The sequence below is a fragment of the Streptomyces caelestis genome (assembly GCF_014205255.1).
GTDB classification, from domain to species: Bacteria; Actinomycetota; Actinomycetes; order Streptomycetales; family Streptomycetaceae; genus Streptomyces; species Streptomyces caelestis.
On record NZ_JACHNE010000001.1, the window covers coordinates 6,096,182 to 6,107,493 of the forward strand.

Genomic DNA, 11,312 nt, shown 5'->3' on the forward strand with positions numbered 1-11,312 from the left:
TCGGCTGACGCTGAGCCTCGACCGCTCAGCGACCCCACCCGGCGCGCTCCCCTCGCTTGCCTTATGGCACGAGGGGTTTTTTGTTGCACGGGCGCCTTCCGTGCAGCAGTCGAAAATCGCACAAACTTCGCAAAAAACCCTCAGCATCTGAGAAGAGAATGCCGATGACCGAGCAGGCCACCGGGGCCCATCACCCGCAGCCCCGGCCCCGATCCGGAGGACAGCACTCCGTCCCCGAGCAGGTGACGGGCGCGCAGTCCCTCATCCGCTCTCTCGAGGAAGTCGGGGCCGACACGGTATTCGGCATTCCCGGTGGTTGCATCCTTCCGGCGTACGACCCGCTGATGGACTCCACCCGCGTGCGTCACGTCCTGGTGCGCCACGAGCAGGGCGCCGGTCACGCGGCCGAGGGGTACGCGCTGGCCACCGGCAAGGTCGGCGTCTGCATGGCGACCTCGGGCCCCGGCGCGACCAACCTCGTCACGCCGATCGCCGACGCGCACATGGACTCGGTGCCGATGGTCGCGATCACCGGACAGGTGGCCTCCAAGGCGATCGGCACGGACGCCTTCCAGGAGGCGGACATCGTCGGCATCACCATGCCGATCACCAAGCACAACTTCCTGGTCACCAAGGCCGATGACATCCCGCGGGTGATCGCGCAGGCGTTCCACATCGCCTCCACCGGCCGTCCCGGCCCGGTCCTGGTCGACATCGCCAAGGACGCCCTCCAGGCGAAGACGACCTTCTCCTGGCCGCCGGCCATGGACCTGCCCGGCTACCGCCCGGTGACCAAGCCGCACGCCAAGCAGATCCGCGAGGCCGCCAAGCTGATCACCCAGGCCCGCCGGCCCGTGCTGTACGTCGGCGGCGGCGTGATCAAGGCCGGCGCCACCGCCGAGCTGAAGGTCCTCGCCGAGCTCACCGGCGCGCCCGTCACCACCACCCTGATGGCGCTCGGCGCGTTCCCCGACAACCACCCGCAGCACCTGGGCATGCCGGGCATGCACGGCTCGGTGGCCGCCGTCACCGCCCTGCAGAAGGCCGACCTGATCGTCGCCCTCGGCGCCCGCTTCGACGACCGCGTCACCGGCAAGCTGGACAGCTTCGCGCCCTTCGCCAAGATCGTCCACGCGGACATCGACCCGGCCGAGATCGGCAAGAACCGCGCCGCCGACGTGCCGATCGTCGGTGACGCCCGCGAGGTCATCGCCGACCTGGTCCAGGCCGTGCAGAAGGAGCACAGCGAGGGCCACCAGGGCGACTACAGCATGTGGTGGAACGACCTGAACCGCTGGCGCGAGACCTACCCGCTCGGCTACGACCAGCCCGGTGACGGCTCACTCTCCCCGCAGCAGGTCATCGAGCGCATCGGACAGCTCGCCCCCGAGGGCACGATCTTCACGGCGGGCGTCGGCCAGCACCAGATGTGGGCCGCGCACTACATCGAGTACGACAAGCCGGGCACCTGGCTGAACTCCGGCGGCGCCGGAACGATGGGCTACGCCGTCCCGGCCGCCATGGGCGCCAAGGCCGGCGCGCCGGACAAGGCGGTCTGGGCGATCGACGGCGACGGCTGCTTCCAGATGACCAACCAGGAGCTCGCCACCTGCGCCCTGAACAACATCCCGATCAAGGTCGCCGTCATCAACAACGGCGCCCTCGGAATGGTCCGCCAGTGGCAGACCCTCTTCTACAACCAGCGGTACTCCAACACCGTCCTGCACTCCGGCCCGGACGACGTCAACCCGCAGGCCCGCGGCACCCGCGTCCCCGACTTCGTGAAGCTGTCGGAGGCCATGGGCTGCTACGCCATCCGCTGCGAGAACCCGGAGGACCTCGACAAGGTGATCGAGGAGGCGAACTCGATCAACGACCGCCCGGTCGTCGTCGACTTCATCGTCCACGAGGACGCGATGGTCTGGCCGATGGTCGCCGCCGGCACCTCCAACGACGAGATCATGGCCGCCCGGGACGTTCGCCCCGACTTCGGCGACAACGAAGACGACTGAGCGAGAGAGACCGAAGAGATCATGTCCAAGCACACGCTCTCCGTCCTGGTGGAGAACACCCCCGGCATCCTCGCCCGGATCGCCGCGCTGTTCTCCCGCCGCGGCTTCAACATCGACTCGCTCGCCGTCGGTGTCACCGAGCACCCCGACATCTCCCGCATCACCATCGTCGTGGGGGTGGAGGACCTGCCGCTGGAGCAGGTGACCAAGCAGCTCAACAAGCTCGTCAACGTGCTGAAGATCGTCGAGCTGGAGCCGTCGCAGGCGGTGCAGCGCGAACTCGTCCTGGTGAAGGTGCGCGCCGACAACGAGACGCGCTCCCAGATCGTCGAGATCGTCCAGCTGTTCCGCGCCAAGACCGTCGACGTCTCCCCGGAGGCCGTGACCATCGAGGCCACCGGCTCCGGCGAGAAGCTGTCCGCGATGCTCAAGATGCTGGAGCCGTACGGCATCAAGGAGCTCGTCCAGTCCGGCACGATCGCGATCGGCCGCGGCGCCCGTTCCATCACGGACCGGTCGCTGCGCGCCCTGGACCGGTCGGCGTAAGACGGAGAACGGGCGGTCGGCGCGCCGTCGGCCGCCCGTATTCCGAGACCCTCAAGCTTCCCTTCCGCCCCCCGTCATACGGTGGGACGCAACACCTGCACTCCCGAGGAGAGAACCCAAAGTGGCCGAGCTGTTCTACGACGCCGACGCCGACCTGTCCATCATCCAGGGCCGCAAGGTCGCGGTCATCGGGTACGGCAGCCAGGGCCACGCCCACGCGCTGTCGCTCCGTGACTCGGGTGTCGACGTGCGCGTCGGTCTGCACGAGGGCTCCAAGTCCAAGGCCAAGGCCGAGGAGCAGGGCCTGCGCGTGGTGACGCCGTCGGAGGCCGCCGCCGAGGCCGACGTCATCATGATCCTCGTCCCGGACCCGATCCAGGCCCAGGTCTACGAGGAGCACATCGCCCCCAACCTGAAGGACGGCGACGCGCTGTTCTTCGGCCACGGCCTGAACATCCGCTACGGCTTCATCAAGCCCCCGGCCGGCGTGGACGTCTGCATGGTCGCCCCGAAGGGCCCGGGCCACCTGGTCCGCCGCCAGTACGAGGAGGGCCGCGGCGTTCCCTGCATCGCCGCCGTCGAGCAGGACGCCACGGGCAACGCCTTCGCGCTGGCCCTGTCGTACGCCAAGGGCATCGGCGGCACCCGCGCCGGCGTCATCAAGACGACCTTCACCGAGGAGACCGAGACCGACCTGTTCGGTGAGCAGGTCGTCCTCTGCGGTGGTACCGCCGCGCTGGTCAAGGCAGGCTTCGAGACGCTGACGGAGGCCGGCTACCAGCCGGAGATCGCGTACTTCGAGTGCCTGCACGAGCTGAAGCTGATCGTGGACCTCATGTACGAGGGCGGCCTGGAGAAGATGCGCTGGTCGATCTCCGAGACCGCCGAGTGGGGCGACTACGTCACCGGCCCGCGCATCATCACGGACGCCACCAAGGCCGAGATGAAGAAGGTCCTCGCCGAGATCCAGGACGGCACCTTCGCCCAGACCTGGATGGACGAGTACCACGGCGGTCTGAAGAAGTACAACGAGTACAAGACGCAGGACTCCGAGCACCTGCTGGAGACCACCGGCAAGGAGCTGCGCAAGCTCATGAGCTGGGTCGACGAGGAGGCGTAAAGCCTCACGGCCGGGGGCCGGAGCGACAGGCTCCGGCCCCTTCGGCCAACCCGGGGTAACGTCGGAGGTACGGCGTTGTCCCACCCGTCCGGCCACGGACGGGTGATCCTTCCGCAGCGGCGCAAGACGACGCCCTCGGCGCCACTAGACTGCTGCACTACATACGCGTCAGGCCCACAGCGTCGTGCGTCTTCCACGCGGCCAAGCGACACCGGAGAAGTGCAGGCACGTCCCCACGCCGCCCGGCACGCACTCTCGGCGCGACCGGCCGAAGGCCCTGGTAGCTCCGCTACGAGGATCTCCGCCCGGCACGCCGAGAGCACGCACCGAACGACGCGGGAACGCACCCGCACTTCGCCGGCGCCGCTCCCCCCTCCACCGCCTGCGGCCGTCGGGACGGCCGTCCGCAGCATTGGACTTGTGAGGACTCACGTGAGCTCGAAACCAGTCGTACTCATCGCTGAAGAGCTGTCGCCCGCCACCGTCGACGCGCTGGGCCCGGATTTCGAGATCCGGCAGTGCAACGGCGCGGACCGGGCCGAGCTGCTCCCGGCCATCGCCGAGGTGGACGCGATCCTGATCCGTTCGGCCACCAAGGTCGACGCCGAGGCGATCACCGCCGCGAAGAAGCTCAAGGTCGTCGCGCGAGCCGGCGTCGGCCTGGACAACGTGGACGTCTCCGCCGCCACCAAGGCCGGCGTGATGGTCGTCAACGCCCCCACCTCGAACATCGTGACCGCCGCCGAGCTCGCCTGCGGCCTCCTCCTCGCCACCGCCCGCAACATCCCGCAGGCCAACGCCGCGCTGAAGAACGGCGAGTGGAAGCGCAGCAAGTACACGGGCGTGGAGCTGGCCGAGAAGACCCTCGGTGTCGTCGGCCTCGGCCGCATCGGCGCGCTCGTCGCGCAGCGCATGTCCGCCTTCGGCATGAAGGTCGTCGCCTACGACCCCTACGTGCAGCCCGCCCGGGCCGCGCAGATGGGCGTCAAGGTGCTGTCGCTGGACGAGCTGCTGGAGGTCTCCGACTTCATCACCGTCCACCTGCCGAAGACCCCCGAGACCCTCGGCCTGATCGGCGACGAGGCGCTGCGCAAGGTCAAGCCGAGCGTGCGCATCGTCAACGCCGCGCGCGGCGGGATCGTCGACGAGGAGGCGCTGTACTCCGCCCTCAAGGAGGGCCGGGTCGCCGGTGCCGGTCTCGACGTGTACGCGAAGGAGCCCTGCACGGACTCCCCGCTGTTCGAGTTCGACCAGGTCGTCGCCACCCCGCACCTCGGTGCCTCCACCGACGAGGCGCAGGAGAAGGCCGGTATCGCCGTCGCCCGCTCCGTGCGTCTCGCGCTCGCCGGCGAGCTCGTGCCGGACGCGGTGAACGTCCAGGGCGGTGTCATCGCCGAGGACGTCAAGCCGGGCCTGCCGCTCGCCGAGCGCCTGGGACGGATCTTCACCGCGCTCGCCGGTGAGGTCGCGGTCCGCCTCGACGTCGAGGTCTACGGCGAGATCACCCAGCACGACGTGAAGGTGCTGGAACTGTCCGCCCTCAAGGGTGTCTTCGAGGACGTCGTCGACGAGACGGTGTCCTACGTCAACGCCCCGCTGTTCGCCCAGGAGCGCGGCGTCGAGGTGCGGCTGACCACCAGCTCGGAGGCGACCGAGCACCGCAACGTCGTCACCGTGCGCGGCACCCTCGCCGACGGCGAGGAGGTGTCGGTCTCCGGCACGCTGGCCGGCCCCAAGCACCTCCAGAAGATCGTCGCCGTCGGCGACTACGACGTCGACCTCGCGCTCGCCGACCACATGGTGGTGCTGCGGTACGAGGACCGGCCGGGTGTCGTCGGCACGGTCGGCCGCATCCTCGGCGAGGCGGGCATCAACATCGCCGGCATGCAGGTGTCGCGGAGCGTGGCCGGCGGCGAGGCGCTGGCGGTGCTGACCGTGGACGACACGGTGACCTCCGGTGTGCTGGCCGACGTGGCCGCGGAGATCGGTGCGACGTCGGCTCGTTCGGTGAACCTGGCCTGAGGTTGCCGTTCAAACGCCGGACGGGCTGAGTTGATCGGCTCGTCCGGCGTTGTCGTGCGCGGGCACCCGCCGCAGCAGGACCGCCGCCAGTACGGCCGCGCCCAGCAGCGTCACTGCCCCCGCCAGGGCGGCGCCCCGCATTCCGCTGGTGAACGCCTCCCGTGCCGCCGCCGCCAGGACGTCCCCCGCGCGTCCCGGCAGCTGCTCGGCCAGGGCCAGGGCGGCGCCGAGCGTCTCATGAGCGGGAGCCGGTGCCGAGGCGGGGATCTCGCGGCGGTAGACCGCCGTACCGATCGATCCCAGGACCGCCATCCCCAGGGCCCCGCCGAACTCCGCGCCGGTCTCCATCAGGGAGGAGGCGGTCGCGGCCCGGTCCACCGGGGTGGCGCCCATCGCGAGGTCCATGATCTGGGTCGTCGCCATGACGACCCCGAAGGCCAGGACCCCGCACGCGGCCAGCACCAGCCACATCGACTCCGTACCGGCGACGGCCAGCAGGACGTAACCGCTCGCGGAGATCGTGAAGCCCGCCGCGACGACGGTGGCGCGGGCGACGCCCTTCTGGACCAGCCAGGCCGCCAGCGGGGCCGCCATGCCGATCGGCACCGACGGCAGCAGGCCCCACAATGCGGCTTCCATCGCGCTCTTGCCGAGCACCGACTGGATGTACTGCGTCGTGAAGAACGCCGAGCCCATCATCCCGAACAGCGCGAGCAGGTTCAGGACGACGGCGGGCCCGAAGCCCCGGCCGCGGAACAGCGCGGGCGGGATCATGGGCGAGGCCGACGTGCGCTGGCGGTGGACGAACAGAACGGCGAAGAGCAGGCCGACGGTGATCGAGACGACGTACCGGACGTTCCAGCCGTCCGACGTGATCTCCTTCAGGCCGTAGATCACCGGCAGCACCGCCGCCATCGACAGCGGCACGCTCAGCCGGTCGAAGCGGCCCGGAGCGGGGTTCCTCGACTCGGGGAGCAGGATCGGGCCGAGGACCAGCAGTAGCGCCATCGCGGGCAGGTTGACCAGGAAGACCGAGCCCCACCAGAAGTACTCGACGAGCACGCCGCTCATCACCGAGCCGAGCGCGACGCCGCCGGTCATCACGCCGGACCACAGGGCGATCGCCTTCGCGCGCTGCGCGGGGTCGGTGAACATCGTGCGGACCAGCGCCAGCGTCGACGGCATCAGGGTCGCGCCGCCGATGCCGAGCACCGCGCGGGCCGCGATCAGGGCCTCGGCACTGTCGGCGTACGCCGCGGCCAGCGAGGCGGCTCCGAAGGCGGCGGCGCCGATCAGCAGCAGTGTGCGGCGGCCGATCCGGTCGCCTACCGCGCCCATCGTCATCAGCAGGCCGGCCAGGACGAACGCGTAGATGTCGAAGATCCACAGCTGCTGGGTGCCGGTGGGCTCCAGGTCGGCGCTGATCTGCGGGACCGCGAAGTAGAGGACCGAGACGTCCATCGAGACCAGCAGCAGCGGCAGCATCAGCACGCCGAGAGCGGTCCATTCACGGCGGCCGGCGCGGGCCGGGGCGTTGGGGTTCGTCGTCATGGGCAGGACTGTACGAGCGTCTTATACGCTTGTCTAGTACGCTCGTTTAAGACGTGCGTCTGGGACGTGTGTATGGATGTGGGGGTAGGGTGAGATGCCATGGGACACCGTGAGGATCTGCTCGAAGGCGCCAAGCGCTGCCTGCTGGCGAAGGGGTTCGTGCGCACGACCGCGCGCGACATCGTCAAGGAGTCGGGGACCAACCTGGCCTCGATCGGCTACCACTACGGCTCGAAGGACGCGCTGCTGGCGCGGGCGTACGTCGAGATGGTGGAGGGGATGTCCGACGCCTTCGAGGGTGGCGGTGAGCTGCGCGGGGAGCCGGGGTCGCTGGAGCGGTTCGCCGACGTGTGGGCGAACATCATCTCCACGATGCGGGACCCCGGTTCGCTGTGGCGCCTCAGCATGGAGATCGTGGCTCTGGGGGACCAGCTGCCGGAGGTGCGGGAGCATCTCGCGCAGGCCCAGCGGGGCGGGGCGCGCGGCATCATCACGCTCTTCCACGGCGGGAACGAGGAGGACGTCCCCGAGGAGAAGGTCGACACCCTCGGCTCCTTCTACCTGACCCTGATGATGGGGGTCATGGCGCAGTGGACCTTCGATCCGAAGACCGCGCCCGAGGCCGGGCAGCTCGCCGCGGGGCTCCGCCAGGTGATCGAGGCCGCTACCCGGAAGTGACGCCGACGCGTCCCTCGCGCATCTCGACGACCCGGTCCGCGAAGTGCCGTACGACCGCCCGGTCGTGGCAGATGAACAGGTAGCCGAGGCCCAGGTCGTCCTGGAGGTCGGCGAGCAGGTTCAGTACGCCCGCGCGTACCGACGGGTCGAGCGACGACACCGGCTCGTCGAGCACCAGCAGGCGGGGGTCGGACGCCAGGGCGCGGGCGATGCCGGCGCGCTGGCACTGGCCGCCGGAGAGCTCGTGCGGGTACCGGTCGCCGTACGCGGGGTCCAGGCCCACCCGGTCGAGGAGTTCGGCGACCCGGGCCGGGCCGTCGGCGGGATGCCAGCGACCCTGGACCTTCAGAGGTTCGGCGATGGCGTCGCGGATGTGGTGGCGGGGGCTCAGCGAGCCGTACGGGTCCTGGAAGACGGGCTGCATACGGGGCCGCAGCGGGCGCAGCTCGCGCTCGGTGAGGGACGTCAACTCCCGCCCCTCGAAATGGACTTCACCGGCCGTCGGGCGGCGCAGCTGGAGCACCGCGAGAGCCGTGGAGGACTTGCCGCAGCCGGACGGGCCGTTCAGGGCGAGGGTCTCGCCGGCGGCCAGGGCGAAGGAGACGCCGTCGACTGCGGTGACCTGGCCGTAGCGGACGACCAGGTCGCGGACGTCGAGCAGGGGTTCGCTCATGCGGGCTGCCGCTCCTTCAGGAACAACTCGGCGGCCGGGTGGGGGAGTTCCTCCCAGCGGTGGCAGGCGACCAGGCGGCCGGGTATCTGGCGGGGCTCCGGTTCCGCCGTGCGGCAGGAGTCCGCCGCGAGCGGGCAGCGCGGGGCGAAGGCGCAGCCGGACGGGAGCGCGCCCGGGGCGGGCGGGGTGCCGCGCAGGGCGGGGAGACGGCGGCCCGGGGGCGCGTTCTGCGGGAGGGAAGCGAGCAGGCCGGCCGTGTAGGGGGCGCGGGGGCGGGCCAGGACCTCGTCGGCGGCGCCGAGTTCGGCGAGGCGTCCGGCGTACATGACCAGCACCCGGTCCGCGTGGCCCCGCACGACGTCCATGTCGTGCGTGACCAGGACGAGCGCGGCGCCGACCGCCTCCCGCTGCTCGGCGAGCAGCCGCAGCACCTGGTCGCGGCGCTCCTCGTCGAGGGCGGTGGTGGGTTCGTCGGCGATCACGACGTCCGGTTCGTTGATGGTGGCCATGGCGATCACCGCGCGCTGCCGCATGCCGCCGGAGTACTCGTGCGGATACGCCCGCGCCCTGCGGGCCGCGTCCGGGATGCCGACCCGGTCCAGGGCGGCGACCGCCCGGGCCCGGGCCTCCTTGCGGGAGACTCCGGTCACCGACCGTAGGGCGGCGGCGAGTTGGTCGCCCACCCGGTGCACGGGGGACAGGGCCGACAGGGCGTCCTGCGGCACCAGGGAGATGCGGCGGCCCCGGTGGGCGGAGAGGTCGGGCAGGATCGTGCCGCTCGTGGTCGCACCGCGCGGCAGCATGCCGAGGAGAGCGCGTGCCGTGAGGGACTTGCCGGCTCCCGACTCGCCGACGATGGCCAGCACTTCGCGCGGGCGGACGTCGAAGGACAGGCCGCGCACGGCCTCGACCCCGTCGAAGGCGATCCGCAGTTCGCGCACCGACAGCAGTGGCTCAGACTCCAACGGGGGCCTCCTTCTTGACCGGAGCCGGGGTGACGCGCCGTATCCTCCGGCCCTGCGTGAGCGCCGCCCCCGAGACCGCGAGGCCCGCCAGCAGGGCCAGCGCCACCGCCGGAGCGAGGGCCGCCCACGGGGCGCGTTCCACATAGGCGCGGGACTCGTCGAGCAGCAGACCCCACTCGGGAGCGGGCGGCTGGGCGCCCAGACCCAGGAAGCCCAGCGAGGCCAGGGCCAGGGCGATGCCCGGCAGGCGCAGCAGGGCGTGGCGGGCGACCGGGGCGGCCACGGATGGCAGGACGTGCCGGGTGAGGATCCAGAACGGGCTTGCCCCGATGGCCCGTTGGGCGGTCAGGAACGCCGACGCCCGCACCTCCTGCACCAGCGCCGCCGCGTGCGCGGACAGGGCGGGCCAGGAGATCAGCGCGACCGCGAGGGCCGCGCCGCCGGTGCCCGGGCCGGCGGCCGCCGCGACCAGGATGCCGACGATCACCGGGGGCAGGGCGTTGGCGATGTCCGCCGCGCCCTCCGCGATCCGGGGGAGGAAGCCCAGGGCGAGCGCGACCAGCAGGCTCAGCAGGCAGACGGCCGCCGCCGTGCCGACCGTCGAGGCGGCGCCGTGACCGAGCCGGGCGAGCACGTCACGGCCGAGGCCGTCGGTGCCCAGCGGGTGCGACCAGGAGGGCGCGGCCAGCCGGACCGTGGTGTTCACGGCGTACGGGTCGCGCAGCAGGCCCCAGCCGATCGCCACGGCGAGGACGGTGAACAGCGTCAACGGGATCGCGGGACGTGCGCGCACCGGGCGTGCCGGAGGCAGTGCCAGCGAGGCGTCACGCAGGGCCGGGCCCAGCAGCCGCCGCCGGGCGAGTGCCGCCAGCGCGCCCGTGACCAGGCCCAGTGCGAGCAGCGCGAGCACCGAGCCCTGGAGCAGCGGCAGGTCCTGTGACTTGGCGGCGCCGAGCGCGGTACGGCCGATGCCCGGCACGGCGAAGACCGTCTCCACGGCGACCGCGCCGCCGGTGAGCCCCACGGCGACCATCCCGAACTGCGGGACAAGCGGCGGCAGGACGCGCCGCAGCGCCGCCCCGGCGATCCGCGCCCGGCTCACCCCGGCACCCCGCCACAGCTCCACCCACCGCTCGTCGAGCACGGCGGGCAGCGCGTCCGCGACCAGCCGGCCGAGCAGACCGCCGCCGGGGACGCCGAGGGCCACGGCGGGCAGGACCATGTTCTCCGGCCCCACCCAGCCCGATGTCGGCAGCCATCCCAGCCACACCCCGAACACCAGCAGCGCGACCGTGGCCAGCAGGAACTCGGGTACGGCGGCCAGCATCGCGGCCCATGCCCCGGCCGAGGCCCGGCCCCGCACCAGCACCGGCGCGACCAGCGTGCACGCCAGCAGCAGCGCCACGCCGAGCGAGGCGCCCATCAGGGCCAGCGACACCTGGAGCCCGGAGACCACGGAGGGCAGGACCTCGGTGCCCGACACCCAGGAGGTGCCGAGGTCGCCGCGCAGCAGGTCCGAGGCCCAGCCGCCCAGCAGGGACAGGGGCCCGGCGTCCAGACCGAGGTCCCGCCGTACGGAGTCCAGCGCCTCCTCGGTCGGGTCCTGCTCGGCTGAGCGGGCCCGCAGCACGGCCAGGGCAGGGTCCCTGCCGGAGAGCCAGGGCAGCAGGCCGACGGCGGCCAGGACGGCGATCAGGCAGAACAGGCGGGTCAGCGCGGCGGCGCCGGCCAACCTCCGTATACGG

At 71.7% G+C, this 11,312-nt stretch carries 9 protein-coding genes; 5 read left to right on the forward strand and 4 right to left on the reverse strand.

What is annotated here, in order from left to right; all coding sequences use genetic code 11:
- Positions 1-164 precede the first annotated feature (164 nt).
- From HDA41_RS28085 to serA, 4 genes are all read left to right on the forward strand, one after another.
- Positions 165-2,012, forward strand: a complete 1,848-nt coding sequence (locus HDA41_RS28085) for an acetolactate synthase large subunit (protein WP_184988514.1) — start codon at positions 165-167, stop codon at positions 2,010-2,012.
- Positions 2,013-2,033: 21 nt separating this feature from the next.
- Complete coding sequence (gene ilvN / locus HDA41_RS28090; protein ID WP_010048631.1) at positions 2,034-2,558, forward strand: acetolactate synthase small subunit; 525 nt, start codon at positions 2,034-2,036, stop codon at positions 2,556-2,558.
- A gap of 121 nt (positions 2,559-2,679) precedes the next feature.
- Complete coding sequence (gene ilvC, locus HDA41_RS28095; protein ID WP_059422798.1) at positions 2,680-3,678, forward strand: ketol-acid reductoisomerase; 999 nt, start codon at positions 2,680-2,682, stop codon at positions 3,676-3,678.
- A gap of 432 nt (positions 3,679-4,110) precedes the next feature.
- Positions 4,111-5,700 (forward strand): phosphoglycerate dehydrogenase, encoded by a 1,590-nt coding sequence (serA, locus tag HDA41_RS28100; RefSeq protein ID WP_184988517.1) that lies wholly within the window; start codon positions 4,111-4,113, stop codon positions 5,698-5,700.
- Between the two features lie 9 nt (positions 5,701-5,709).
- On the opposite strand, the gene HDA41_RS28105 is transcribed toward serA, so the two are convergent.
- Positions 5,710-7,251 (reverse strand): MFS transporter, encoded by a 1,542-nt coding sequence (locus HDA41_RS28105; RefSeq protein ID WP_184988520.1) that lies wholly within the window; start codon positions 7,249-7,251, stop codon positions 5,710-5,712.
- Positions 7,252-7,350: 99 nt separating this feature from the next.
- On the opposite strand from HDA41_RS28105, the gene HDA41_RS28110 reads away from it, so the two are divergent.
- Entirely contained in the window at positions 7,351-7,929 is a 579-nt protein-coding gene (locus HDA41_RS28110) for a TetR/AcrR family transcriptional regulator (protein ID WP_184988523.1), read from the forward strand.
- On the opposite strand, the gene HDA41_RS28115 is transcribed toward HDA41_RS28110, so the two are convergent.
- The 3 genes from HDA41_RS28115 to HDA41_RS28125 are packed head-to-tail and all read right to left on the reverse strand — an operon-like array spanning position 7,916 to position 11,299.
- On the reverse strand, positions 7,916-8,602 hold the full coding sequence (locus HDA41_RS28115) for an ATP-binding cassette domain-containing protein (RefSeq protein ID WP_184988526.1): 687 nt from the start codon (positions 8,600-8,602) through the stop codon (positions 7,916-7,918). The genes HDA41_RS28110 and HDA41_RS28115 overlap by 14 nt on opposite strands.
- Complete coding sequence (locus HDA41_RS28120; protein ID WP_184988529.1) at positions 8,599-9,567, reverse strand: ABC transporter ATP-binding protein; 969 nt, start codon at positions 9,565-9,567, stop codon at positions 8,599-8,601. The genes HDA41_RS28115 and HDA41_RS28120 overlap by 4 nt, the downstream gene beginning before the upstream one ends.
- On the reverse strand, positions 9,557-11,299 hold the full coding sequence (locus tag HDA41_RS28125) for an ABC transporter permease subunit (RefSeq protein ID WP_184988531.1): 1,743 nt from the start codon (positions 11,297-11,299) through the stop codon (positions 9,557-9,559). Before HDA41_RS28125 ends, HDA41_RS28120 begins: the two co-directional genes overlap by 11 nt.
- Between the last annotated feature and the right edge of the window lie 13 nt (positions 11,300-11,312).